Annotated in this window: 24 protein-coding genes; 7 read left to right on the forward strand and 17 right to left on the reverse strand. The window is 62.3% G+C overall.

Annotated features, from left to right (window positions below; all coding sequences use genetic code 11):
- Positions 1-2: 2 nt before the first annotated feature.
- From AC2CGW_RS01310 to flgB, 12 genes are all read right to left on the reverse strand, one after another.
- Positions 3-1565, reverse strand: coding sequence for a flagellar hook-associated protein 3 (locus AC2CGW_RS01310; protein ID WP_484573405.1), 1563 nt, complete (start codon positions 1563-1565; stop codon positions 3-5).
- 13 nt (positions 1566-1578) lie between these two features.
- Positions 1579-3624, reverse strand: a complete 2046-nt coding sequence (gene flgK / locus AC2CGW_RS01315; RefSeq protein WP_186711015.1) for a flagellar hook-associated protein FlgK — start codon at positions 3622-3624, stop codon at positions 1579-1581.
- Positions 3625-3636: 12 nt separating this feature from the next.
- Positions 3637-4830, reverse strand: a complete 1194-nt coding sequence (gene flgJ, locus AC2CGW_RS01320; RefSeq protein ID WP_186666448.1) for a flagellar assembly peptidoglycan hydrolase FlgJ — start codon at positions 4828-4830, stop codon at positions 3637-3639.
- Between the two features lie 11 nt (positions 4831-4841).
- Entirely contained in the window at positions 4842-5951 is a 1110-nt protein-coding gene (locus AC2CGW_RS01325) for a flagellar basal body P-ring protein FlgI (RefSeq protein WP_054891996.1), read from the reverse strand.
- Positions 5952-5963: 12 nt separating this feature from the next.
- Entirely contained in the window at positions 5964-6659 is a 696-nt protein-coding gene (flgH, locus tag AC2CGW_RS01330) for a flagellar basal body L-ring protein FlgH (RefSeq protein WP_054891899.1), read from the reverse strand.
- Between the two features lie 60 nt (positions 6660-6719).
- Positions 6720-7505, reverse strand: a complete 786-nt coding sequence (flgG, locus tag AC2CGW_RS01335; RefSeq protein ID WP_063545695.1) for a flagellar basal-body rod protein FlgG — start codon at positions 7503-7505, stop codon at positions 6720-6722.
- Between the two features lie 48 nt (positions 7506-7553).
- A complete protein-coding gene (locus tag AC2CGW_RS01340; RefSeq protein ID WP_054891901.1) occupies positions 7554-8294 on the reverse strand; it encodes a flagellar basal body rod protein FlgF in 741 nt (246 codons plus the stop codon).
- A 209-nt stretch (positions 8295-8503) separates the two neighbouring features.
- On the reverse strand, positions 8504-8686 hold the full coding sequence (locus AC2CGW_RS01345; protein WP_186666449.1) for a hypothetical protein: 183 nt from the start codon (positions 8684-8686) through the stop codon (positions 8504-8506).
- Positions 8687-8758: 72 nt separating this feature from the next.
- Positions 8759-10117 carry a flagellar hook protein FlgE gene (gene flgE / locus AC2CGW_RS01350; protein ID WP_186711013.1) on the reverse strand — a complete coding sequence of 453 codons (1359 nt, stop codon included), beginning with the start codon at positions 10115-10117 and terminating at the stop codon, positions 8759-8761.
- A 30-nt stretch (positions 10118-10147) separates the two neighbouring features.
- Positions 10148-10834: a flagellar hook assembly protein FlgD gene (flgD, locus tag AC2CGW_RS01355; protein ID WP_186666453.1), complete on the reverse strand. Its 687-nt coding sequence runs from the start codon at positions 10832-10834 to the stop codon at positions 10148-10150.
- A gap of 16 nt (positions 10835-10850) precedes the next feature.
- Entirely contained in the window at positions 10851-11294 is a 444-nt protein-coding gene (gene flgC, locus AC2CGW_RS01360) for a flagellar basal body rod protein FlgC (RefSeq protein ID WP_054891905.1), read from the reverse strand.
- A 2-nt stretch (positions 11295-11296) separates the two neighbouring features.
- Positions 11297-11704, reverse strand: coding sequence for a flagellar basal body rod protein FlgB (gene flgB / locus AC2CGW_RS01365; RefSeq protein WP_186666455.1), 408 nt, complete (start codon positions 11702-11704; stop codon positions 11297-11299).
- Positions 11705-12045: 341 nt separating this feature from the next.
- Between flgB and AC2CGW_RS01370 the strand changes: the two genes are divergently transcribed.
- Entirely contained in the window at positions 12046-14655 is a 2610-nt protein-coding gene (locus AC2CGW_RS01370; protein WP_484573406.1) for an autotransporter family protein, read from the forward strand.
- Between the two features lie 109 nt (positions 14656-14764).
- On the opposite strand, the gene cheR is transcribed toward AC2CGW_RS01370, so the two are convergent.
- Both cheR and AC2CGW_RS01380 read right to left on the reverse strand, forming a co-directional pair.
- Positions 14765-15592: a protein-glutamate O-methyltransferase CheR gene (cheR, locus tag AC2CGW_RS01375; RefSeq protein ID WP_186666457.1), complete on the reverse strand. Its 828-nt coding sequence runs from the start codon at positions 15590-15592 to the stop codon at positions 14765-14767.
- A gap of 49 nt (positions 15593-15641) precedes the next feature.
- The gene (locus AC2CGW_RS01380) at positions 15642-16571 is read right to left on the reverse strand and encodes a chemotaxis protein CheV (protein ID WP_063545699.1); all 930 of its coding nucleotides are present in this window, start codon (positions 16569-16571) and stop codon (positions 15642-15644) included.
- A gap of 67 nt (positions 16572-16638) precedes the next feature.
- Here AC2CGW_RS01380 and flgA point away from each other — a divergent pair, with 67 nt between their 5' ends.
- The 5 genes from flgA to AC2CGW_RS01405 all read left to right on the forward strand — a co-directional run bounded on the left by flgA (position 16639) and on the right by AC2CGW_RS01405 (position 19977).
- Positions 16639-17391 carry a flagellar basal body P-ring formation chaperone FlgA gene (gene flgA, locus AC2CGW_RS01385; RefSeq protein WP_186666458.1) on the forward strand — a complete coding sequence of 251 codons (753 nt, stop codon included), beginning with the start codon at positions 16639-16641 and terminating at the stop codon, positions 17389-17391.
- Between the two features lie 206 nt (positions 17392-17597).
- Positions 17598-17912: a flagellar biosynthesis anti-sigma factor FlgM gene (flgM, locus tag AC2CGW_RS01390; RefSeq protein ID WP_186720073.1), complete on the forward strand. Its 315-nt coding sequence runs from the start codon at positions 17598-17600 to the stop codon at positions 17910-17912.
- A gap of 46 nt (positions 17913-17958) precedes the next feature.
- The gene (locus tag AC2CGW_RS01395; protein WP_054891911.1) at positions 17959-18426 is read left to right on the forward strand and encodes a flagella synthesis protein FlgN; all 468 of its coding nucleotides are present in this window, start codon (positions 17959-17961) and stop codon (positions 18424-18426) included.
- Positions 18427-18507: 81 nt separating this feature from the next.
- Positions 18508-19251 (forward strand): flagellar brake protein, encoded by a 744-nt coding sequence (locus AC2CGW_RS01400; protein ID WP_186711870.1) that lies wholly within the window; start codon positions 18508-18510, stop codon positions 19249-19251.
- Between the two features lie 159 nt (positions 19252-19410).
- Positions 19411-19977, forward strand: coding sequence for a hypothetical protein (locus AC2CGW_RS01405; protein ID WP_186666460.1), 567 nt, complete (start codon positions 19411-19413; stop codon positions 19975-19977).
- Positions 19978-20033: 56 nt separating this feature from the next.
- On the opposite strand, the gene AC2CGW_RS01410 is transcribed toward AC2CGW_RS01405, so the two are convergent.
- The 3 genes from AC2CGW_RS01410 to bkdR form a co-directional block, all read right to left on the reverse strand.
- Entirely contained in the window at positions 20034-21371 is a 1338-nt protein-coding gene (locus tag AC2CGW_RS01410; protein ID WP_186666461.1) for an MFS transporter, read from the reverse strand.
- Between the two features lie 126 nt (positions 21372-21497).
- Positions 21498-22739, reverse strand: coding sequence for a glutamine synthetase family protein (locus tag AC2CGW_RS01415; RefSeq protein ID WP_484573674.1), 1242 nt, complete (start codon positions 22737-22739; stop codon positions 21498-21500).
- Between the two features lie 204 nt (positions 22740-22943).
- A complete protein-coding gene (bkdR, locus tag AC2CGW_RS01420) occupies positions 22944-23429 on the reverse strand; it encodes a Bkd operon transcriptional regulator BkdR (RefSeq protein ID WP_027593063.1) in 486 nt (161 codons plus the stop codon).
- 197 nt (positions 23430-23626) lie between these two features.
- Here bkdR and AC2CGW_RS01425 point away from each other — a divergent pair, with 197 nt between their 5' ends.
- Positions 23627-24859, forward strand: a complete 1233-nt coding sequence (locus AC2CGW_RS01425) for a 3-methyl-2-oxobutanoate dehydrogenase (2-methylpropanoyl-transferring) subunit alpha (RefSeq protein ID WP_186666463.1) — start codon at positions 23627-23629, stop codon at positions 24857-24859.
- Position 24860 lies beyond the last annotated feature (1 nt).

Raw genomic sequence — 24860 nt, forward strand, 5'->3', positions numbered from 1 at the left:
GTTCAGATGTAGTTGACCAGCGACAGGCCGGCGATCTTGGCATAGGACTGCAGCGAGGCCTGGAGCATGTTGGTCTGCATTTGCAGGCGCAGCATCACCGTGGCCGGGTCGCTTTCGCGGATCGAGCTCTGGGTCTTGCTGTTTTCATTGCCCAGTGCTTCGTTGGTTTCGGCCTGGACATCCAGCGCCGCGCCGCGACCACCGATGGCGCTGATCGAGGAGCTCACCTGGTTGGTGGCGCTGGCGATGTTGCCGATTGCCGAGTCCAGCGAGGCGAGGAAGTTCTGGCGCGCCTTGGGATCATTGTCCATCGGCACGCTCAACGCGGTGCGCAGTTGGCCAATGGTGTTGAGCATGTTCTGATTCTGGTGGGTGTCGACCTTGATCGCGAACGAGTCACCAGCATTGGGTGCACCGGACAACTGGAAGCTCACGCCCGAGGCCGTGGCAGTGTTGCCCGCCAGGGTGCCGGTGGAGATCGGCCGGCTGTTGTCGGTGAGCGGCGCTGCATACAGCTCGAAGTCGGTAGAGCTGTTGAACTTGAGCACCGCGCCGCCACCTGGGAACGAGGCGTTGTACTGCGCCTGGTTGCTGATGGTGGCGTTGTTGACCTGGGTGCCGGAGGTGTTGCCTGGGCTACGCGAGCCAGCGATGGCATCGGGCTTGGAGCTCAGGTTGAAGGTGTGGCCGGCAATCGCGGTGTCCGGGTTGTCACCCGGCTGCAGGGTGATCTTCAGGCGCAGGTCGACACCGCGGAAGGAGATCGTGCCATTCTCGGCATTCGGGTTATAGGTCCCGCCCTGCGAGGCTTCCAGGGTCACGTCGTTGTTGCCCGAATCGAGGATGCGGTACTGGGTGCTGCTGAGGAACTCGATACGGTACGGCTCGCCACTGCGGAAGCGGTCGTTGAACGTCGCGCTGCCGGATACCTGGCCATTGGACAGGCTGACCCGACCATCGTCCACCGCCGGAGCGGTCAGGGTGGTCTGGCTGCGGCTGGTGTTGAGCGCCTGCTCGAAGGCATCGAAACCGGTCTCGTTGGCCGCCAGGCTGAGCATGTCGCCCACCTGCAGTTTCAACTGGCCCTGGTCGCCCTGATAGCTGTAGGTGCCGTCGGCGTTGCGCACGTAGGGCGGGGTGTCGCCCTTGGAACCGGAGAACAGGTACTTGCCGTTCTCGTCCTTGCTGTTCATCAGCGAGAACAACTGCTCTTCCAGCGAGCCCAGCTCGTCGGCGTTGGCCTTGCGGTCGGCGTCGGTAAAACCGGCGTTGCCCGAGCTGATCGCCAGCTCGTTGACCCGCTGCAGCACCTTGCCGATGGCATCGAGGGTGCTTTCGGAGGTGCTCAGCGAGTTGCGCACATTGGTGATGTTGCTCTTGTACTGGTCGAGCATGTTCTGTTGCTGCTCGAGCTGCAGCAGGCGCGAGGCGCCCACCGGATCGTCGGCTGCAGTACGCACGCGGATGCCATCGCTGGATTCCTGCTGGGTTTTCACCACGTTGCTGAAGCCGCGCTGATAGTTGGCGCTGCTGGTGTTGTAGAACTGCGAAGTGGAAATGCGCACGGTCTACGGCTCCTTAAAGGCTGTTGATCAAGGTGGCGAAGGTTTCCTGGGCCGCCTTGATGATCTGCGACGACGCGGTGTAGTACTGCTGGAACTTGATGAGGTTGCCGGTCTCTTCGTCGATCGACACCCCGGAGACGGCGTTGCGGCCATCGAGCGCCGACTTCTGCAGGGCATTGGTGGCGTCGGAGTCCATGCTCGCCTGGCCAGCCTTGCCGCCGACGTTGGACACAAGCTTGGCGTAGGCATCGGTCAGGCTGATGCCCTTGCCGTCGGCGCCGACTTCCACGGTGGACTTGGTCTGCAGGTCGATCACCGACTTGGCGTTGCGGTTGTCGGAAGAGCCTGCACCGGTCAGCGAGACGGTGAAGCTGTCACCGTTCTTCGGTGCACCGGCCACTTCCATCTCGAAGGTGAACGAACGCTGGGTGGCGCCATCCATGATCGGGTTGCCGGCGCCATCGACCATCGGCACCGAGAGCTGCAGCTTGTTGCTCTGGCCGGGCACGATGGTGCCGGTGCCGATGGAGTTGCCCTTGGCGTCGTACAGGGTGTAGCCCTGCGGAGACGCGCTGTCGTCGCCGAACACCAGCTTGACCGGGGTCGAATATTTCAGGCCGGTCTGCAACTGAGTGCGATCGGTGGCGTTGTAGATGTCCAGCTTGGAGGTCAGGTTCGGCTGGGTGATCTGCCCGGTACCCTTGTTGCCCGAGCCGCTCACTGCACCCAACGGCGCGGATAGCGCCAGGCGCTTGGGATCGGTGAGTACCGACTCGATACCGGCAGCGGCGTTGCGGGTCGGGGTGATCTTGAAGCTGTCGCCAGCGGCAACGGCGCCACCATTGAGCGAGAGGCTGAAGCCATCGATCACTTTCGGTGGGTTGTCGTTGAGGTCGAAGTTGCCCATGTCGGTGCCTTCGGGCAGCTTGCGCACGTTGTAGCCGGTGGCACTGGTGAAGGTCACCTGGTAGTCGCTGGTGCCGAGCTTACCGGTGTCCTTGATGGTCACATCGAGGTTGCCGGAGCCTGCACTGTTGCCCTGGCGGGCGATGCTGCGCTCGCTGATGGCCTTGGCGCTGTTGATGTCGCCGAACAGCAGCGCGCCGAATTCACCATTCTTGTCGACGCCCTGGCCGAGCTGGCTGTTGATCGCATCGGACACCACCAGTGCCACCCGGCCCAGCTCGTTGAGCGCAGGATCCAGGGTGTCCTTGCGGTAGCGCAGCAGGCCACCGAGCTCGCCACCGGTGGTGGTGTCGGTGATGTCCATCTTGGTGCTGCCGCGGTTGATCATCAGGCTCATGCGCGTCGGATCGTTGCGGTTTGGCGCGACCTCGAGGGTCTGGGTGGTCTTGCCCAGTACCAGTGCCTGGCCGTTGGGCAGGTAGATGTCGTAGTTGCCTTCGCGCTCCACCACCTGGCTGCCGATCAGCTTGTTCAGTTCGCGCACGGCGCCGTCGCGCTGGTCGAGCAGATCGTTCGGCTGGCCCTGGATCGCCGACACGCGCGCGATCTGGTCGTTGTACTGGGCGATGGTCGAGGTGAGCTGGTTCACCTGGTCGGCGATCGACGCCATGTTGGCGTTGATGTTGCTGTTCTGCTGGTTGAGCTGCGTCGACAGGCTGTTGAAACGCTTGGCCAGCGATTGCGCGCTGGTCAGCAGCAACTGGCGAGAGGCATCTTCGTTGGGCTTGGCCGCCGCGTCCTGCATGGCGGTGAAGAAGCCTTTCAGGGCAGCCGTGATACCGGTGTCAGCGCTCGACAGGGCAGTGTCGAGCGGATTGATCTGGTTCAGGTACGAGTTGGCATCGCTGGACAGCGAGGTGGTGGTGCGCAGTTGGTTCTCGAGGAACGAGTTGTACACTCGACGCACGTCGGCCAGCGTGGTGCCGCTGCCGATGAAGACGTTGCCGTTCTGCTGCGAGCCCTTGGTCTTCTGCACGTTCTGCTGGCGCGAGTAACTGTCCACATCGGCGTTGGCGATGTTGTTACCCAGGGTGTACATCCCCGACTGCGCGGCGCCCAGCCCCGACATGCCAATATTGATCAAGCTCGCCATGATTCGCTGCCCTTAAAGTTGCGTGGTGGTCCCGAGCATTGCGTAGCTCGTGTCCGACTTCATCTGTCTTGCGATCTGCGAGATCTTGCTGGCGTAGTTCGGGTCGGTGGCATACCCGGCCTTCTGCAGCTCTCGCACAAACTGCTCTGGGTTATCGGCAGACTTCACTGCATCTTGATAGCGCGCATTGTTCTGCAGCAGGCTGACCAAGTCGTGGAAGCTGTCCTGGTAGGAGTCGTAGGAACGGAACGCTGCCGTTTCCTTGACGAACTGACCGTTGCGGAACTCGCTGGTGATCGCCCTCGCCTCGCCGCCCTGCCAATTGCCGGTGGCCTTGATGCCGAACAGGTTGTGGCTGCTGCTGCCATCGGTGTTACGCATGACCGATTTGCCCCAGCCGGTTTCGAGGGCAGCCTGGGCGACCAGGTAACGCGGGTCGATACCGATGCGCTTGGCGGCCTGCTCGGCCATCGGCAGCATGGTGGCGACGAACTCGTCGCTGTCGGCGAAGGCTTTCTTCGGCGCCAGCGGCGGCTGGGCCACGGCGCGCCCGAGAATCTGCATACCATGCCCCGGTGCGGCGAAGGCCTGGGCCGGCTCCCAGTCGCCGGTGGCCACGCCACCGGGGGGAATATCGCCACGACCCGGCAATGCCGAGGTGTTGGTCGCAGCCGGATTGCCGGCCGACGGCACGATGCCGGCGAGCAGGCGGTCGGTGAGCTTGCCCGGCAGCGCCAGACGCCGCGAATTGAGCGCTGCAACGTCGTTGCGGGTGGACGCCGATTCGGCGGCCTGGGCCGGTGCGACCACTTTCGTGCCCCACAACGCCGGCGCATTGCCGTCGATACGCGGGAACGGGCTGGTGTTCGGGCGCACGGCCTTGTTCTTGGACAACTGGCGCACCAGCACGTCCTGCAGGCCGATACCGCCGCCTTCGCGGGACATGCTCACGGCCAACTGCTGGTCGTACATGTCGCGGTACTGCTTGACCGTCTCGGTGTTCATCGGATCGTCGGCAGCCAGCACATCGCCGGCCTTGCGCGAGGCCTTGAGCATTTCGCCGATGAACAGCGACTCGAACTCCTGGGCCACCTTGCGGATGTTGGCATCGCTGTCACGGTCCCCGTGCTTGAGCGAGCTCAGACGGTTGAGGTCGGTGTAGGCGCCGCTGTCGGCGGCACTTGAAACCAGGCTCTTCGGATTCATCGCCAGCGTCCTCAGATCACGATCAGGTCGGCCTGCAAGGCGCCGGCCTGTTTCAGGGCTTCGAGGATCGCCATCAGGTCGCCCGGTGCCGCGCCGACCTGGTTCACCGCACGGACGATTTCATCCAGCGTGGTGCCTGGGCCGAACTTGAACATCGGCTTGGCTTCCTGTTGCGCATTGATCCGCGAACGCGGCACCACGGCGGTCTGGCCATTGGAGAACGGCCCCGGCTGGCTGACGATCGGGTCTTCGGTGATGGTCACGGTCAGGCTGCCGTGGGTGACGGCGGCCGGCGATACCTTGACGTTCTGGCCAATGACGATGGTGCCGGTACGCGAGTTGATGATGACCTTGGCCACGGCCTGGCCAGGATCGATCTCCAGGTTCTCGAGGATCGACAGGTAGTCGACCCGCTGACTCGGGTCCATGGGCGCGGTGACGCGCACCGAACCGCCGTCCAGCGCCTGGGCAACACCCGGGCCGAGCAGTTCGTTGACCTTGTCGACGATGCGCTTGGCGGTGGTGAAGTCCGGGCGATTGAGGTTCAGGGTCAGGCTGTTGCCCTGGTTGAAGCCGCTCGGCACCGCGCGCTCGACCGAAGCACCGCCAGGGATGCGACCGGCCGACGGCACGTTGACGGTGATCTTCGAGCCATCGCGACCTTCGGCATCGAAACCACCGACCACCAGGTTGCCCTGGGCAATGGCGTAGACGTTGCCGTCGATACCCTTGAGCGGGGTCATCAGCAGGCTACCGCCGCGCAGGCTCTTGGAGTTGCCGATCGAGGACACGGTGATGTCGATCACCTGCCCCGGCTTGGCGAAGGCCGGCAGGTCGGCGTGCACCGACACCGCAGCGACGTTCTTCAACTGCACGTTGCCCGAACCTGGCGGCACCTTGATGCCGAACTGCGACAGCATGTTGTTGAAGGTCTGCAGGGTGAACGGGGTCTGGGTGGTCTGGTCACCCGTCCCGTTGAGCCCCACCACCAGGCCGTAGCCGATCAACTGGTTGGCGCGCACGCCGGAAATGCTGGCGATATCCTTCAGGCGCTCGGCGTGGGCGCCGAACGCGAAGGACAGGAGCAAGGTCGCGGCAATCAACTGCCTGGCGTTGAACATGGTCATCCGTACTCAGAAGGGCCAAAGCGGGCTCATGAAGAAGCGGTCCAGCCACCCGGGCTGGCTGGCATCGGCGAAGGAGCCGGTGCCCGAATAGGTGATGCGCGCGTCGGCCACACGCGTGGACGGCACGGTGTTGTCGGTGGCGATGTCGTCGGCGCGGATCAGGCCGGCGATGCGTACCAGCTCTTCGCCGGTGTTGAGGGTCATCCACTTCTCGCCGCGCACGGCGATGATGCCGTTGGGCAGCACATCGGCCACGGTAACGGTGATGGAGCCGGTCAAGGTATTGCCCTGGCTGGCCTGGCTGGCACCTTTGGTGGCGCGCTCACCCTTGTACCCGGCGTTGAGCGACAGGTCGCCACCGCCGAACGGGTTGTTGGTGTTGGGCGTCGTCCCGAACAGCGAGGTCAGGCCGATATTGGCGTTGCTGTCCTTCTGGATCTGGGAACCGGCGTTCTTGCTCGCCGAGGTACGCTCGTTGAGGGTGATGGTGATGATGTCACCAACACGAAACGCCTTGCGATCGCCATACATGTTCTGCTCGAAACCGGCCTGGTAGATCGAACCGTTGTTGGCCGCCGACGGCAAAGGTGTACGCGGCAGTACAGGCGCGTAGTACGGGTCGTTGGGCTTTGCCGTCGGCGCAACGCAACCGGCCAGCAACACAGCCCCTCCCAGGGCGACGACGGACAACAGACGATTCATGACGCTTACCTCACGGTGTAACAGGCGCTGCAACAGCGGCCGGGTAGCTAGAGCCAGGACTTACAGTTGCTGGGTGACGAACGACAACATCTGGTCGGCGGTGGAGATGACCTTGGAGTTCATCTCGTAGGCGCGCTGGGTGGTGATCATGTTCACCAGCTCTTCAACGGTGCTGACGTTGGAGTTTTCCAGGGTCTGCTGCAGAGTGGTGCCGAAACCGTTCAGGCCCGGGGTGCCGACCTGCGGCGCACCGCTGGCGGCGGTCTCGAAGAACAGGTTGTTGCCGATCGCCTGCAGGCCGGCCGGGTTGATGAAGTCTGCGGTCTGGATGTTGCCGATGATCTGCGCAGCAGGGTTGCCGGTGGTGGTGATCGACACGGTGCCGTCCTGGCCGACGGTGAAGGTCTGGGCCTCCGGCGGCACGACGATGGCAGGCTCGAGGGCGAAACCATTGGCGGTCACGACCTGGCCATCGGAGTTCAGGTGAAAGGTGCCGTCACGGGTGTAGGAGACAGTGCCGTCTGGCTGCAGGACCTGGAAGAAACCACGACCGTTGACCGCGAGATCCAGCGGGTTTTCGGTGGTCTGCAGGCTGCCAGTCTGGAAGTTCTTCTGGGTGCCGACGATGCGCACACCGGTACCGACCTGCAGGCCCGAAGGCAGCTCGCTGTCCTGGGTCGACTGGGCACCAGGCTGACGCTTGGTCTGGTACAGCAGGTCCTGGAACTCGGCACGGTCGCGCTTGAAGCCGGTGGTCGAGACGTTGGCCAGGTTGTTGGAGATGACCGTCAGGTTGGTGTCCTGTGCGGACAGGCCGGTTTTAGCGACCCAGAGAGCCGGAAGCATTTAGTGTTCTCCTCGTGCGCCTGTTTTACGGCACCCGTTCAAAAGTGATTAGCTGATTTGCAAAACCCGAGCCATGGCTTCGTCGCCCTGCTCGGCGGTCTTCATCATCTTGACGTGCAGCTCGAACTGGCGGGACAGGGCCAGCACCGAAGTCATCTCTTCGACGGCATTGACGTTGCTGCCCTCGAGGAAGCCCGACACCACGCGGACATTGACGTCCGCATCGGCCGGCTGGCCGCTGTTGGTATGGATCAGGCCATCGAGGCCTTTGCTGATGCTCTTGATATCGGGGTTGACCAGCTTGATCCGATCGACCTCGGCCATGACGCGCGGGTCTTCACCCATGGCGCGGATGCTGATGGTGCCATCGTCACCGACCTCGACCTTCTGCTCTGGCGGAATGGCGATCGGGCCACCGTTGCCGATCACCGGCATGCCATTGCCGGCACGCAACACGCCGAGGGCGTCGATGTTCAGGCTGCCGGTGCGCACATAGGCTTCGCTGCCATCCGGGGCCTGCACGGCGATGAAACCGTTGCCGCTGACCGCCACGTCCAGCTCGCGACCAGTCTCGATCATCGGGCCTGCGGTAAAGTCGGTGGCAGGCCGCTCGCTCATGGCGAAGGCACGCGCCGGAAAGCTGTCGCCGAACACCGGCATCGAGCGCGCCTGCTCCAGGTCACGCTGAAAACCGGTGGTGGAAACGTTCGCCAGGTTGTTGGCGTGGGCCTTCTGTGCCACCGCGTTCTGGGCGGCGCCGGTCATGGCCACGTAAAGCATCTTGTCCACAGTCATCCTCCACTGCACTGGCGATCGATTGCCGCTCACCGTTGCTATGCAGGCTGTAAAGCAAGTTCCGAACCAACTTTTCCCGAGGCAAGAAAAAGCCCGTGGATACGGGCCTTTGGTGGTTTTCGTCGAGGGTGCAACGTCGGTTATCCGGCGCTGCTTTGCCGCTGGCGGCAAGGGGGTGCCAAAGTTCAGCAGTGGCGGTATTGCTAATCGCGACACCCACCATTGTTGTACGGCCCGGCAAACCGCTTCCAGCCCTCCCCCGGCGACCACTGCGAACACACCAGTCGCCCATCCACCTGGCTTTCCCAGCGCCACCACGGCGCAGTACCGGCCTGAGCCTGGAGCAGGCATGCCGCCGCCAACAGCGCGACAGTCAGTTTCCTCATGATCCCTCCTGCAAAAACGACGAACCCCTTCACGGGAAAGGGGTTCGTCCAGACACGCTCAGCCAGCGACCATCAGGTCATCTGGATGATGGTCTGCATGATGGTGCTTTCGGTGGAGATGGTCTTGGCGTTGGCCTGGTAGTTGCTCTGCGCCTTGATCAGCTCGACCAGCTCCTGGGTCAGGTTGACGTTGGACGCTTCCAGCGAGTTGGACTCGACCGAGCCCAGGGTGCCGGTCTTCGGCGCGTCGATGCCTGGAATACCCGAGGAGAAGGTCTCTTTCCAACGCGTACCGCCGATCTGCTGCAGGCCCTGGTCGTTGGCGAAGCTGGCAATCGCAACCTGGCCGATGGCGCGAGACTGCTGGTTGCTGAAGCTTGCGAACATCACCCCGGTCGAGTCGATCGACAGGCTCGACAGGATGCCGGTGGCATAGCCGTCCTGATTCTGCGACATGCGCGCGGTCTCGGTGTTGTACGAGGTGGTGCTGTTCATGGCCAGGCGCATGCCGTCGGCATTGCCATCCGAACCGTTGGCCGCCCAGTTGCCTGCGGCATCCTTCGCGGCCGGGATCCAGCCCTTGAGGCTGAAGGTGTTGTTGGTCACGCTCCAGTTGGCCGCCGGCACCGTGGTGTTGTCGGTGGTCATGGCCTTGATGCTGCCGTCGGAGTTGAAAGTCATGGTGCCGGTCAGCGGCGTGGTGCTACTCGGGTTGAGCGGGTTGCGACCATCGACCAGGGTGTACATGGTCCACTCGTTGGTGCCGGTCTTGCGGTAGAACTGCTCCATGGTGTGCTCGTTACCCTGGCTGTCGTACACCTTGGTCGGGAAGGACTTGGTGTAGGTCGACTGGTCGGCCGGGTCGAACGGCTTGTTCGGCACCATCACCGGTGGGGTCGCGCCGTCGGACACCTCCAGCGGGATGGTGTCGGCGGAGGAGTTCAGGTTGATGCCCTGGTCGATCAGGGTAGTGGCCTTGGGGGCCAGCGCCGAGGTATCGATCTTCAGGTTGGTGAGGATGCCCTTCTGGATCTTGCCGGTGCTGTCGGCAGCATAGCCTTGCAGGTTCAGGCCGTCGGAGGTCACCACGTTGTTGTCCTTGTCGGTGCGGAAGGCACCGGCACGGGTGTAGGTCAGCGAGCCGTTGTCGGACAGGACGAAGTAGCCCTGGCCCTGGATCCCCATGTCCAGCACGTTGCCAGTGTTGTTCACGTCACCCTGGGTGAACTGCTGCGACACGGCCGCCAGGCGCACACCGTTACCGACCTGGTTCTGGCCCACGCCCAGGCGGTTGGCGCCGGCGTAGACGTCGGCGAACTCGGCACGCGACGACTTGAAACCGGTGGTATTGACGTTGGCGATGTTGTTGCCGGTAACGTCGAGTTGCTTGTTGGCTGCGTAGAGACCGCTAAGGCCGATATTGAAAGACATGCATTGCTCCTTCTGCCGAACAGGCCGGCCTTAGATTCCGATGGTTTGTACTTTGGAGATGCCGACCTTGCCGATACCGGCCAGGTTGAGCATCATCTCGCCGCCAGTGCCACCCACGGTGACACTGGTGACGGTGGCTGGCAGCAGCGTGTACATCTCCTGAGCCTTGCCATCGACGGTGGTCGTCGCGGTAAAGGTGTAGTTGCCTGCAGCGACCTTCTCGCCCTTGTCGTTGGTGCCATCCCAGATGAAGTCGGCAGTGCCCTTCTTCTGTTCGCCCAACTGGATGGTCTTGACGACGTTGCCATCCTTGTCCTTGATCGTGACCTTGCCGCTCTCGATGTTCTGCGGCACCACGACCTGACCATTGAAGCTCTTGGTCGGATCGACCAACGCCTTGTCGTTCTGCACGATCACCGAGCGGCCGACCAGCGACGACGCCTGCAGCGCCTGGGACGAACCCAGCGAACCGGTAATGGCGTTGACCGACTCGTTGAGGGTCTGGATACCCTCCAGGCTGCTGAACTGCGCAAGCTGGGCAACGAACTCACCGTTGTCCTGCGGATCGAGCGGGTTCTGGTGCTGCATCTGGGTGACCAGCAACTGCAAGAAGGCATCCTTGCCGAGCGCGTTCTTGTCGGTCGGCTCGCTGGCTGGCTTCTTGGTGCCGTTGCTCACACCGGAATTGGCGAGCACATCATTAACATTGACTGCCATGCTTTGCGCTCCTCAATCACTGACCCAGGGTCAGCACCTTCTGCATCATGGTCTTGGCGGTGTTCATCAGCTCGGCGTTGGTCTGGAACGCACGGCTGGCGGAGATCATGTCAGCCATCTCCTCGACCACGTTGACGTTCGGGTAGTAGACGTAGCCGTCCTTGTTCGCCGCCGGATGATTGGGCTCGTAGCGGGCTTCCAGGTTGCTCTGGTCCTCGATGATCCCCTTGACCTGCACACCCTGGCCGGCCTGGCCCTGGTCGTCGAACAGCGACTGACCGGCGCCGTTCTGGGCCTGTTCGAAGGTGGTGGCGAACACCGGGTGGCGCGCGCGGTAGGTCTGGTCGATGCTCGAGGAAACGGTCTCGGCGTTGGCGATGTTCGAGGCGACGGTGTTAAGGCGCGTGTTCTGCGCGCTCATGCCGCTACCGGCGATGTTGAAGACACTGGCAAGGGACATGGTCACTCTCCACGCAGGGCCGATACCAGCCCTTTGAATTTACTGTTGAGCAAGGTGAAGCTGGCCTGGAAGTCGATCGCGTTCTGCGCATAGTTCGACTGCTCGATCTGTGCATCCACGGTGTTCTGGTCGATCGACGGCTGCATCGGCGTGCGGTACTTGAGACTGTCGTCGCCCATGGCCAGGCCTTCGGCCTCGATGTGGTGGCCGTTGGTGCGGGTCAGCGAAATACGCCCATTGCTTTGTTTGTCTGCCTCGGCGGCAAGCACCGAGGAGAAGTCCATGTCACGCGCCTTGTAGTTGGGCGTGTCGGCGTTGGCGATGTTGTTGGCCAGCACCTCGGCGCGCTGGGCGCGGAAACCCAGTGCCTTTTCATGGATGCCGAGGGCCTTGTCGAAGCTGATGCTCATGTCGGGGAACCTTCGAAGGTTGACCAGCGTTGCGTTGGCCAAGCTATAGCAAGGCCTGTGCCAACAGCCGCAACCCCAGCAATACCGGGCATCATCTGCATCCGCGAGCAACGGCAATGCCAGAAAAGCGGCAAAGTGCTTCCGCTTGATGGCGAGTGAGCGGCAATTGCCGAGCGGCAAAAGCGGCAATCCAAAAAATTGACGTCAACAGGACAGTGTTATTTTGCCATCACTGCGAGTAGCATTCGCGACCGCGCAGAGATGTGGCATGAGGCCACTGGTTACGGTTTCAGGCACAGCATGGATGCGCACTGTCCCTATTGCCTTCCAAGGAAGAAACCGTGTCCCCGCTGACCTACCGCAAGACCCTACTTGCCCTGGCAATTGCCACCAGCGCCCTGCCCGCCCATGGCCAGACCATCCAACTGACCGATGCCGGCTTCACCTCCAGCCACCAGAGCTACGCGAACGGCCTCGAGTTCGGCGGCAGCTTCACCAATATTTCCCGCAGCGCGATCGTGCTCGACGACGCCAACGTACAGGGCGACCTGACCTTCAACAGCCCGATCAACGACAACGACCGCACCACCGTGGACATGGTCAATCGCAGCGACGCCCTCACCGTGCGCAACAGTCATGTGACCGGCGACCTGATGAACCAGGCCTTCGTCAGGAGCACCAGCCTCGATGGCAACGCGCTGAAAATCAGCAATACCACGGTTGATGGCAACCTGATCAACCAAGGCACGCTCCAGGCCGGCACCGGTATCGGCATCATCAACCGGCGGGAGGCCTACGGCATCAACCTGGCCAGCGCCAACGGCCAGTCGACCTTGATCAAGGGCGACCTGGTCAACGCCCAGAACGCCAAGGTCCGCGCCTATGGCTACAACGCGATCACCCTCAACCTGGCCGGCGCCACCGTGCAGGGCAAGATCGTCAACCGCGGCGCCATCGAAAGCAGCGGCCCCAATGCCATCAGCGTCAACGCCACGTCGCGCGGCGGCGCCACCGGCATGCCAACCCGCCTGGACAGCATCGAAAACTACGGCAATATCGTCGCCAGCGACACGAACAGCCAGGCCATCGCGCTCGATGGCGCAACCCTGACCAGTAGCCTGGGGCGGCACATCGACAACCGTGGCTCGATCTACGCCTTGAGCGGCACCGGCATTCGCATCGGCGATGTCGCATTCGACGGCCCCGGCCAGCAACCCTGGTATCGCGACCACGGCGACCTGAACATCTTCAACAGCGGCATCATCATGGCCCAGGTCGCCATCGACGCCAGCCACAGCAATCGGCCGGTCGAGCTCATCCTGCGCGAGGGCAGCCAGATCACCGGCATGCTCGACGGGCTGAGCAACATCGAGGTCGAAGGTAACAGCGAGTTCCAGGCCCACTACCTGCCCCACAGCACCCCGGACATCCGCCTCAAGCCCGGCGGCTGGATCGAAGTCGGCAACCTGGGTGACGACACCCGCGCAACCCTGGCACTGACCGCTGCCCGCACCGCGATCGACGGCAACCTGTCGATCGCCGGCAACTCGGCGCTGGGCCTGGAATTGTCCAGCGAAACCGACCCGAGCGTGGCAGTACTCAAGGTCAGCGGCACCAGCAAGTTCGAACAAGGCTCGCGCATCGCCCTGCACGCCGACGAAGAGGACTTCCAGCCGTCCGGATCGCGCTACCTGCTGGTCGAGGCCGGCCAGGTACAGCTGGTGGACACCGCCGGCCACAACCTTGACCCCAACGGCATCCAGGTCACCAGTACCTCGGCACTGCTGCGCGTGCAGAGCAGCGCGGTGGAAGACAACAAAGTCTACGCACAGGTTACGACCAAACCGGTGGAAGAAGTCACCGAGATCGTCAAGGAAAGCGGCGGCAACGACAATGCCCAGGGTGCCATCGGCAACGCGATCGGTAACGGCCTGCTGGCTCAGTTGCCCAAAGGCGACCCGCTGCTGGCCTACGCCGCCAACGCCGACCAGGCCCAGGTCGCCAGACTGGCTCGCCAGCTGACCCCGGAGGTCAACGGCGGCGCGCGCCAGGCAGCCACCGGAGCCCAGCGCATGATCGGCAACGCCATCAGCAGCCGCGCCAGCAACCTGCGTGGCGCCTCGTCGGGGGAAGGCTTCAGCCAGGCCGGCGTATGGGTTCAATCGCTGTACAGCGACGCCACCCAGAGCACCCGTGACGGCGTGGCAGGTTACAACGCCTACAGTCGCGGCATTGCCGTCGGTGCCGATGGCAAGCTCAACGACCAGCTCACCCTGGGCCTGGCGTACAGCTTCCTGGACACTGACGTCAATGGCAGCAGTGGTAACAAGACGTCGGTCGAGAGCCATGCCTTCACCCTGTACAGCGCCTATACGCTGGGCAACTACTTCGTCGACGCCAGCCTGACCTATGGCCGGGGCGACAACCAAGGCAAGCGTGAGATCGCCGACACCCGGGCCAAGGCCGACTACGATAGCAACCAGTTGGCCGCGAACCTGGTGGGTGGCTACACCTGGCACATCAACCCGCAATTGCTGGTCGAACCACGCGTGGCCGCACGCTACAGCCGTGTCGACATCGATGGCTACCGCGAGAAAGGCTCGTCCGCCGCACTCAAGGTCGAAGATGAGCGCTACGAAGCCCTCGAGCTGGGTGCAGGTGTGCGAGTGGCGGGCAGCTATCCCGTTGGTGTCGGGACCCTGGAGCCGCAATTCAAGCTGATGGGCTACCACGACTTCGCCGCCGACCAGACCAACAGCACCTCGACCTTCCTGCTCGGCAACACGCCATTCGTGACCCGCGGCGCAAGTGCGGTGCGCAACAGCTACGAAGCAGGTGTCGGTGCCGACTACAAGCTGGGTGCAGTGACCCTCGGGGTCAATTATGACTACGTGGGCAAGTCAGGCTTCAATGCCGACGTATTCTCGGCGAAGGTGCGGTACGACTTCTGATCGCGATCTTGATCGATCCTGACCTTGCCGCCTGAACACGCTGGCAAGGTCCGGTGTTCGCAGGCGCGAAAACGAAAAGGCCGGTATCTCTCGATACCGGCCTTTTCATTCACTTGGCCTGATAGATGATCCCTGGACTGCACTGAACCATCTGGTAATGATCCGGCAAGCCATTGAGCGCCTCCGAAGCCCCCAGGAACAGATACCCGCCCGGCTTGAGCGTTGCGTGGATACGCATGAGGATGTCTTTCTTCACCTGGGCGGAGAAGTAGATCAACACATTGCGGCAGAACACGATGTCGAACTTGCCCAACGCCGCATAGCTGTCGAGCAGGTTGAACGAGCGGAACTCCACCCGACTGCGAATTGCCGGCTTCACCGCCCACCGCCCCGGCCCTTTCGGATCGAAGTAGCGCTGCAGGCGCTCCTGCGACAAGCCACGGGCAATCGCCAGGCTATCGTACTCACCCGTCTTGCAGTTGTTGAGCATGGCACCGGAAAGATCGGTAGCGACGATCTGCGCCCCCATCTTCAACTGGCCCAGGTTGCTGCGCTCGAACTCATCGATGGCCATCGAGATCGAATACGGCTCCTGCCCCGACGAGCAGGCCGCCGACCACATGCGCAGGCGCTGGCCAGGGTTGGCGCGGATGAACTCGGGAATCACCTTGTTCTTCAGCACTTCGAACGGATAGGTGTCGCGAAACCACAAGGTCTCGTTGGTGGTCATGGCGTCGACCACCTGCTCGCGCAGGCCACTGCGGGGCTGGGTCTGGATGCGCTGGACCAGCTCACCCAGGCTCTTGATGCCCTGCTGCTCCATCAGCTTGTTGAGACGGCTGGACACCAGATACTGCTTATTTTCGCCCAGCAGGATGCCACAGGCTTTCTCCAGGAAGACCCGGAACTGTTCGAAATCCAAATTACCCGTAGACAATGCTGCCGCCTCTTTTCAATCACTTGCGCCGGGGCTCGCCCCGGCCGTTTCAATGCGTTGCCTTGATCCGATCGACCACGCGCTGGGCCAGGTCGTCCGGCTTGAACTTGGCCAGGAAGTCGTCAGCGCCGACCTTCTTGACCATCGCCTGGTTGAACACGCCCGACAGCGAAGTATGCAGGACGATGTGCAATTTTTGCATGCGCGGATCGTTACGAATCTCGGCGGTGAGGGTATAGCCGTCCATTTCCGGCATTTCAATGTCGGAGATCATCATCAGGAACTCTTCTTCCGGCCGCTTGCCCTCATCCACCAGCTTGCGCAGGTAGTCCAGCGCCTGGCGGCCGTCGTTGAGCGCCACCACCTCCACGCCCACGGTCTGCAGGCAACGGCTGACCTGCTTGCGCGCCACCGACGAATCGTCGACGGTCAGCACCCGCAGCAACACGGCCTTGTCCTGCACCTCGGCATCGACCACGCCGGCGGAAACCGACTCCGAGGACGGTGCCACTTCCGCGAGCACCTTCTCGACGTCGACGATCTCGACCATGCGGTTGTCTACCCGGGTGACCGCCGTCAGGTAGTGATCGCGCCCAGTACCCTTGGGTGGTGGATGGATCTCTTCCCAGTTCATGTTGACGATGCGCTCGACCGAGTGCACCAGGAAACCCTGGGTCTTGGTGTTGTACTCGGTAATGATCACGAAACTGTTACGGGTCTCTTCTTTCAGGCCCGGTAGCCCCGTCGCCATCGACAGGTCGAGGATGGGGATGGTTGCCCCACGAATGTTCGCTACACCGCGCACCACCGGATGGGACTTGGGCAACAGGGTCAGCTCCGGGCACTGCAGCACCTCACGGACCTTGAACACATTGATGCCATAGAGTTGATCGCCATTGAGACGGAACAACAGCAGCTCGAGGCGATTCTGTCCAACCAGTTGCGTGCGCTGGTTGACCGAATCCATAACGCCAGCCATGCCAGACTCCTTCTATTTTTCTGCTCGCTTGCCAACAAGTCGGCACGGGCTTTGCTTTTTTGAGCGTATGTACACGAAAACGACATTTTTCCGACGACTGACGCGCCTGCTGGCCATCCCCCTGGCCATTGCATGCCTGCTCGCATCCGGCGCTCGCACGCTGGCGGATTCGTTTACCTTGCCTGAACAGCTTATCGGTGTCACCCAAGGGTTTCTTGAATTCACCGTCGAAGACTACATGACGCGCACCCAGACCGTGGGACGTTATGACATCCAGGTCAACAATCTCGACCCACGCCTGCGCATGCCGGTGTGCAGCCAGCAACTGGACGCCTCGCTGGAAAGCCCGGCACAGCCGCTTGGGCGAGTGACGGTGCGGGTACGTTGCGACGGCACCTCGCCCTGGACGGTATTCGTGCCGGCACAGGTGAAGCTGTTCCGCGACGTGGTGGTCATGACCCGCCCACTCAAGCGCGAAAGCGTGATCACTGAAGGTGACGTGGCTCTGCGCGAGCGTGACGTCAGCACCCTGGGCCAGGGCTTTCTGAGCGAACTCGACCAGGCCGTGGGCATGAAACTGCTGCGCCCGACCATCCTCGACCAGGTCCTGACGTTGCAGCAACTGGAACAAGCGGACGTGATTCGCAAGGGCGATCACGTGGTGATCACCGCCCGCAGTGGCGGCCTGAGCGTACGCATGCCAGGCGAAGCCCTGAGCAAGGGCGGCCTGACCGAACAGATCCGCGTGCGCAATCTCAACTCCCAGCGCGTGGTCAAGGCCACGGTGGTCGGGCCGGGCCAGGTCGAAGTGGCGATGTAAGAAGGATGTAAAAGGCACCGGCGGTTCATCGCCGACGAAATAATGCAGGACCCCGGGACTGGCGGCGAGGAACCGCTTTTCCTAAACTGTGTCAGAAATCGGGATATGCGGGTTTGCTGACGGACGGCAGAACATTTGTGCCTAAAGTTTGTTTCGGGTTGGCCGAAACAAAGGCAAGCGTCCTATTCACCCAGAGGTTTCTGATCATGGTCATCGACTTCAGTCGTTTGAATAACTCTCCGTCCATCACGGGCGGCGTTCGCGGCAATGCCGCATCGGGCAACACCGAAAAAACCGGTGGTGCCAGCGATGCAGGCAAGCCTGCCAGCATCAGCGGAGAGGCGGTACACCTCAGTCAAGAGGCCCAGCAGTTGCAGAAGATCAGCGACAAGCTGCGCGATCAACCGGCAGTCGACAGCGCCCGCGTGGCCCAGTTGAAGCAGGCGATCGCCGACGGCAGCTACCAGGTCGATGCCGGCCGGATCGCCAGCAAACTGCTTGATTTCGAAGCTCAGCGCTAACCTTACGGTGCGCTGACTTCCAGGACGCCAGAGCCAAGAGCCAGCCATGCACGACACCACACTGCTGCAACTGATCGAAGACGACATCGCGCCGACCCAGGAACTGCTCGACCTCCTCCAGAAGGAAACGGTCGCCCTGCACGGTCGGGACATGCAGGTGCTGGAGACCATCCTCGCCCGCAAGCAATCGCTGATCGTCTTGCTCGAGCAGCAGGGCATGCGGCGCAATCACCTGCTCAACGGGCTCGGCCTCAGCGCCGACCGGGCAGGTGTGCAGGCCGTTGCTGCGCAATCGCCAAACGGCGAGATCATCCTGCAGCAACTCGATGTGCTGACCCAGTTGATGGACACCTGCCAGAAGGTCAACGAGACCAATGGCCGGGTTATCCAGGTGCAGCAGCACGCCACGGCCAACCAGATCAGAATCCTCAACGGCGGCGACTCCCCGTCGCTGTACGACAGCCGTGGTACCACCTCCCCCATGGACAAGCCCCGGGCGATCAGCCAGGTGTGATTATTCCTATTCAAGGCACGGAACATACTGGCAAAATGCCGTTACTTGCGTGTGTCGTTTTTGCCTGGAGATTGATTACCCGTGTTCAATGAGTCCGATGCTCCTCAGCCACCAAAAGTGCTGACCACTCCTCTGGAGATTTCGGCGAACCTGCGCCAGCTGATGGAAAGCCACGATCCGCTGATCATCAGCTTCCATGAACGCAGCCAGCGCTTCCAGAGTTACGTGGTACAGGTGGACCGGGACGCCAACGTTCTGGCACTGGACGAAATGATCCCGCGTGACGGCGAGAAGTTCATCGAGAACGGCGAACCCTTCCGCGTCGAAGGTTTCCACGATGGCGTACGCATTGCCTGGGAGTGCAACACTGCGCTGGCCATCGGCGAAGTCGATGGCCACCGCTGCTACCGCGGCACTCTGCCCACCGAAATGACCTACCATCAGCGTCGCAACGCCTTCCGCGCTGCGCTGAAACTGTCGCAACTGGTCGACATCATCCTCGACGGCACCCACCTCAAGGGCAACGGCGCGCTGCGCGGCAAGCTGCTGGACGTGTCCGCCACGGGCTGCAAGCTGCGCTTCGATGGCAATGTCGAAGAGCGCCTGCAACTGGGCCAGGTGTATGAGCGCTTCAAGGCCGCAAACCCGCTGGGCCTGAGCGACGTGATGGTGGAGCTGCGTCACCTGCACTTCGAAGAGCGCATCAATACCACCTTCGCCGGCGTGCGTTTCCACAACCTCAACGGCCAGAACCAGCGCAAGATCGAGAGTTTCGTGTACCAGCTGCAGCGTGAAGCGCGGCGGTTCGATAAAGACGACTACTGATCGCCCCTTGAAAGACATCGACGCCACCCCTCGGGTGGCGTTTTCGATTCAGGCGGTCGGTACATTCGCTGAAAATTTTCCTCATGCTCCTTACGCCTTGAACCCACTACGGTGACGGCTATCGCCCCAACAACCCGGGCGCTCAACAGGAGCATCGCCATGATTCACCGCAACTTCACAGCCGAGCTGCATTGCAGGCATGGCCAGGTCGGGACCTCCCGCTGGTTGTCACCGTCCAAGCCGGACGGTGAAACAGAACGGGAGGGATGGCTGCTGACCGAAGCGGCCTATCAACACCCGCTCAGTACCTTCGTGCCACTCACGTTTCATTTCGAGTACCTGAAAGAAAAACAGACCGCCACCCGATCTCATTATCGGATCAGTTGCCTGAATAACTTTACAGTCAGCAGCTTCGAATATGCCGGCGCCAGAATGGAACAGAACTATAAGGGATGGCTCGGCCTGTATGGCACCGGCTTGTTGGGCAAAGCGATCGACAGCATCACCAGGCCCCTGCTCGGCCCTGGCGAAAGCTTGTGGAAGATCGAAACGCTCACTAATTGGGATGGCAATCCGAACAGCGCGCCGAACATTCCGTTCTACCTGCGTGACGCCCTGGGGCACAGGGTTTCCCAAGTGAAGATCTGGGATGGCGCCTACCTCAATGCCGGAGAGTTGAACGGCGAGATTCTCGAGTTTCGACTGCAAAACATTCAGGACGCCTGAGCCATCAAAAAATGAACGATCCCGACCAGGAAGCCTGGCTCCTGGTCGGGCATCACTCAATTCGCCTTGTCGGTTTCCGGCTCGACCTGACTGCCCTGGACCTGCCCTGGCTCATCTTCGGTATCCTCCGCCGCCACCGGCGCCTGCATCACGTCCTGCACGGTCTGCTCATCGACCCGTGGATCGAGCGCCGCAGACAACGGCGAACCTGCCGCAGGCATCGCCACGTGGCCCAGCGGTGCATCCTGAACCTGGTGCAGCCCGGTGACCGCCTTCGGTCGAATACGCCACACCAGCACCAGGGCAAAGAAGGTGAAGAAGGCATAGAGCATCTGTGCGCCCAACGCCTTCATCAGCACGCCCGCCACCAGCGGACCGATGCTCGCACCCACGCCATAGGTGACCAGCAGCATCGCCGTCAACGATACCCGCCGCTCACTTTCCACATGGTCATTGGAGAACGCCACGGCCAATGGATAGAGGCAGAACTGCAGCAACGAAACGATGAAGCCAGCCGCGAACAGCAACTCCAGCGGCACACTGGGCAGCAGCGCCAACGGCAGCGACACCACCGCCAGGCCGATCGACACGCTGCGGATCAGCACCGCTCGATCATAGCGATCCGACAGCCAGCCCAGGGGCCACTGCACTAACAGCCCGGCGAAAATACAACAGCCCATGAACAGACCGACCTGCTCGGTGCTCAGCCCCTGGCGCGCCGCATACAGGGGGGCCAGACCATAGAAGGAACCGACGATCAGTCCCGCGCCAAGCACGGTACTCAGCGACTGCGGCACCCGCTTGATGAAGAATTTCGGCTCCATCGGCGCCGGCCGCAGCGGTGCCGGGTGAATGCGCCGAGTCATCGCCACCGGCACCAGGCACAGGGCAAAGCACATGGCGACCAGCATCAGCAGCTCAGGCCCCAGTGCCGGATGCACCACCAGGATCAACTGACCCAGCACCAACCCAAGATAGGACGCGATCATGTAGCCGCTGAATACCGCACCGCGCTGCTTGGCGTCGGCCTGCTCGTTGAGCCAGCTCTCGATGACCATGTACTGGCACATCATGCCCAGGCCGACGATCATGCGCAGGCCGATCCAGGCCGGTACGTAATCGGTCAGCCCATGCCCCAGCACCGCCGCACCGACGATACCGGCGCAGGTGGCATACGCACGAATGTGCCCGACCCGAGCGATCAATCGGTGACCGACCTTGCCGCCCACGGCCAGACCGAAATAGTTGGCTGCCATCAGCGCACCGACCCACAGGCTGTCGACATGGTCGGCAGCCAGGCGCAACGCCAGGTAGGTACTCAACAGGCCTGAGCCGATCAGCATCATCAGGGCGGCGAAGTACAACGAGCGAAATGACTTCCAGATCTGGCGCATGCGTCCCCGCGGGCTCCTTGGGCAGGTGTGGTGCTGCTGGCAAGCATAAGGGCAATTTCCCGGACGCGGGCCCCTGGCAATGAAAAAAAGCCAGGAGCGGCGCGCCGGGCAAAGCTTCTGTCGCGATCAGGCCTGCGCGGCCAGCACCCTACGCTCCCACGGCGTGATCTCATCGAAGAAATCCGTCAATTCCAGGGTCTTGGTGGCGACGTATCCTTCGATGAACTCCTCGCCAAACAGTTCCCGCGCCAACGTGCTGCGACGCAGGCGCTCGATGCCCGCGTGCAGCGTGCACGGCAGGCTCAGGTGCTCGGGCACCACGAACTCGCCCTGGATCGCCGCAGTGGGCTGCAGCTTGCGCTCGATGCCATGCAGCCCGGCCGCAAGGCTTGCGGCAATCGCCAGGTAGGGGTTGGTGTCGGCGCCCGGCAGACGATTTTCCACACGCCGCGCTACCGGTGAACTGGCCGGGATGCGCAGGCCAGCCGCGCGATTGTCCTCTGACCAGCAAGCATTGTTCGGCGAGGCGTAAGGGTGGCACAGACGCTGGTAGGAGTTGACGTTGGGCGCGAACAGCGCGGTGAAGTCGGCCATGCACGCCTGCAAGCCGCCGATGAAGTGATGGAAGGTGTCGGTTGCCCTGCCCTGCTCGTCACTGAACACGTTACGACCGGTGCCGATCTCCACCAGGCTCTGGTGGATGTGCATCGAGCTGCCGGGGGTATGCGCCAGCGGCTTGGCCATGCACACCACGGTCAAGCCGTGTTTGAGTGCAACTTCCTTGAGCAGATGCTTGAACAGGAAGGTCTGGTCGGCCAGCAGCAGCGGATCACCGTGCAACAGGTTGATCTCGAACTGGCTGACGCCCATCTCGTGCATGAACGTGTCGCGCGGCAAGCCCAGTGCTGCCATGCACCGGTAGACCTCGCTGAAGAAAGGCCGCAGGCCATTGTTGGAACTGACGCTGAAGGCCGAGTGGCCCAGCTCGCGGCGCCCGTCCCTGCCCATCGGTGGCTGGAACGGTTGGCCCGGATCACTGTTCGGGGCGAAGACGAAGAACTCCAGTTCGGTGGCCACCACCGGCGCAAGCCCCAGCGCCGCATAACGAGCGATCACCGCCTTGAGCAGACCACGGGTGGAGAGCCCCGAGGGCGTGCCATCGAGCTCGACCGCATCGCAGATCGCCAAGGCCCGTGGGCTGTCGCTCCACGGCAGGACATGAGTTTGCGCAGGATCAGCGACCAGTGCCAGGTCGCCGTCATCACTGCCATAGAACCTTGCCGGCGGATAGCCGCCCATGATGCATTGCAGCAGCACCCCACGCGCCATCTGCAGGCGCCGGCCTTCGAGGAAGCCCTCGGCGGTCATCACCTTGCCGCGTGGGACGCCGTTGAGGTCAGGGGTGACGCATTCGATTTCGTCGATGCCGGTCAGGCGCTCGGTCGTCATGACACTGGTCCTTGTTGTTGTAGGCATGCCGCAAAGGGCGACAGCCACAACATAGGCCGGGGGTGTTTAAAATATCAAGCACCCTGTCGGGCGGTGGCGACGCGATAGGGCCTGAACTGACAACTACTCGCGCAAGGTCATGCCATTGGCCGGTAACGGCAACGCGGTCTTGTAGCGCACCTGCTTCAGCGCAAAACTGGAGCGGATATTCGCCACCCCCGGCAGCCGCGTCAGGTAATCGAGAAATCGCTCCAGCGCCTGGATGCTCGGCAACAGCACGCGCAGCAGGTAATCCGGATCGCCTGTCATCAGATAGCACTCCATCACCTCGGGCCGCTCGGCGATCTCCTCCTCGAAGCGATGCAACGACTGCTCCACCTGCTTCTCCAGGCTGACATGGATGAACACGTTGACATCCAGGCCCAGCGCTTCGGGCGACAGCAAGGTCACTTGCTGGCGGATCACCCCCAGTTCCTCCATCGCCTTGACCCGGTTGAAACAGGGGGTCGGCGAGAGGTTCACCGAACGCGCAAGCTCCGCGTTGGTGATCCGGGCGTTCTCCTGGAGGCTGTTGAGAATGCCGATATCCGTACGATCAAGTTTACGCATGAGGCAAATTCACCTGATTCTTGTGTTTATTCAGAATGTTTATCTGCGCCGCGCGATAAAGGCAATGAACTTGAGAGAAAAATTCTCCGGCCCAGCCTCTAAGATGTAAATGACGCTGACCTACAAGTCACAAGCCGGTAGTCAGCGGCGGCCGCTTCAGAGCTCACAAAAACAACATTCGAGCGAGCGTAAAAAGCATGAACGAGTACGCCCCCCTGCGTTTGCATGTGCCCGAGCCCACAGGCCGGCCAGGCTGCCAGACCGATTTCTCCTACCTGCGTCTGAACGACGCCGGTCAAGTCCGTAAACCACCTATCGACGTAGAGCCCGCCGACACTGCGGACCTCTCCTATAGCCTTGTGCGTGTGCTCGACGAGCACGGCAATGCTGTCGGCCCCTGGGCCGAGGGCATCGACCCGCAGGTGCTGCGCCAAGGCATGCACGCCATGCTCAAGACGCGCATCTTCGACAGCCGCATGGTGGTCGCCCAGCGCCAGAAGAAGATGTCCTTCTACATGCAGAGCCTGGGCGAGGAAGCCATTGGCAGTGGTCAGGCATTGGCCCTGAACCGCACCGACATGTGCTTCCCCACCTACCGCCAGCAGAGCATCCTGATGGCCCGCGACGTGTCGCTGGTGGAGATGATCTGCCAGCTGCTGTCCAACACCCGCGACCCACTCAAGGGCCGCCAGCTGCCGATCATGTACTCGGTGCGCGAGGCGGGCTTCTTCACCATCAGCGGCAACCTGGCGACCCAGTTCGTGCAGGCGGTCGGCTGGGCCATGGCGTCGGCGATCAAGGGTGATACCAAGATCGCCTCGGCCTGGATCGGTGACGGTGCCACTGCCGAATCCGACTTCCACACTGCCCTGACCTTTGCCCACGTCTACCGCGCCCCGGTGATCCTCAACGTGGTCAACAACCAGTGGGCAATTTCCACCTTCCAGGCCATCGCCGGTGGTGAGTCGACCACCTTCGCCGGCCGTGGCGTGGGCTGCGGCATCGCCTCGCTGCGGGTCGACGGCAACGACTTCGTCGCCGTGTACGCCGCTTCGCGCTGGGCCGCCGAACGTGCCCGCCGTGGCCTGGGCCCGACACTGATCGAATGGGTCACCTACCGTGCCGGCCCGCACTCCACCTCGGACGATCCGTCCAAATACCGCCCGGCCGACGACTGGAGCCACTTCCCGCTGGGCGACCCGATCCTTCGTCTCAAGCAGCACCTGATCAAGGCCGGCCACTGGTCCGAAGAAGAGCACCAGGCCGTCAGTGCCGAGCTCGAGGCCGAGGTGATCAAGGCACAGAAGGATGCCGAACAGTTCGGCACCCTCGCCAATGGCCATATCCCCAGCGCCGCCTCGATGTTCGAGGACGTGTACAAGGAAATGCCCGATCACCTGCGCCGTCAACGCCAGGAACTGGGGGTTTGAG

It is taken from the genome of Pseudomonas sp. SYWMCR5, assembly GCF_057197165.1.

Coding starts and splice junctions, on each gene's coding strand:
- AC2CGW_RS01405 (WP_186666460.1), top strand. CDS start 19,411: ATGATTCACCGCAACTTCACAGCCGAGCTGCATTGCAGGCATGGCCAG.
- flgC (WP_054891905.1), bottom strand. CDS start 11,294: ATGTCCCTTGCCAGTGTCTTCAACATCGCCGGTAGCGGCATGAGCGCG.
- bkdR (WP_027593063.1), bottom strand. CDS start 23,429: ATGCGTAAACTTGATCGTACGGATATCGGCATTCTCAACAGCCTCCAG.
- AC2CGW_RS01380 (WP_063545699.1), bottom strand. CDS start 16,571: ATGGCTGGCGTTATGGATTCGGTCAACCAGCGCACGCAACTGGTTGGA.
- flgM (WP_186720073.1), top strand. CDS start 17,598: ATGGTCATCGACTTCAGTCGTTTGAATAACTCTCCGTCCATCACGGGC.
- AC2CGW_RS01425 (WP_186666463.1), top strand. CDS start 23,627: ATGAACGAGTACGCCCCCCTGCGTTTGCATGTGCCCGAGCCCACAGGC.
- AC2CGW_RS01410 (WP_186666461.1), bottom strand. CDS start 21,371: ATGCGCCAGATCTGGAAGTCATTTCGCTCGTTGTACTTCGCCGCCCTG.
- flgA (WP_186666458.1), top strand. CDS start 16,639: ATGTACACGAAAACGACATTTTTCCGACGACTGACGCGCCTGCTGGCC.
- AC2CGW_RS01325 (WP_054891996.1), bottom strand. CDS start 5,951: ATGTTCAACGCCAGGCAGTTGATTGCCGCGACCTTGCTCCTGTCCTTC.
- AC2CGW_RS01395 (WP_054891911.1), top strand. CDS start 17,959: ATGCACGACACCACACTGCTGCAACTGATCGAAGACGACATCGCGCCG.
- AC2CGW_RS01345 (WP_186666449.1), bottom strand. CDS start 8,686: ATGAGGAAACTGACTGTCGCGCTGTTGGCGGCGGCATGCCTGCTCCAG.
- flgE (WP_186711013.1), bottom strand. CDS start 10,117: ATGTCTTTCAATATCGGCCTTAGCGGTCTCTACGCAGCCAACAAGCAA.
- flgG (WP_063545695.1), bottom strand. CDS start 7,505: ATGCTTCCGGCTCTCTGGGTCGCTAAAACCGGCCTGTCCGCACAGGAC.
- flgJ (WP_186666448.1), bottom strand. CDS start 4,830: ATGAATCCGAAGAGCCTGGTTTCAAGTGCCGCCGACAGCGGCGCCTAC.
- AC2CGW_RS01415 (WP_484573674.1), bottom strand. CDS start 22,739: ATGACCGCCGAGGGCTTCCTCGAAGGCCGGCGCCTGCAGATGGCGCGT.
- flgB (WP_186666455.1), bottom strand. CDS start 11,704: ATGAGCATCAGCTTCGACAAGGCCCTCGGCATCCATGAAAAGGCACTG.
- flgH (WP_054891899.1), bottom strand. CDS start 6,659: ATGAATCGTCTGTTGTCCGTCGTCGCCCTGGGAGGGGCTGTGTTGCTG.
- flgK (WP_186711015.1), bottom strand. CDS start 3,624: ATGGCGAGCTTGATCAATATTGGCATGTCGGGGCTGGGCGCCGCGCAG.
- flgD (WP_186666453.1), bottom strand. CDS start 10,834: ATGGCAGTCAATGTTAATGATGTGCTCGCCAATTCCGGTGTGAGCAAC.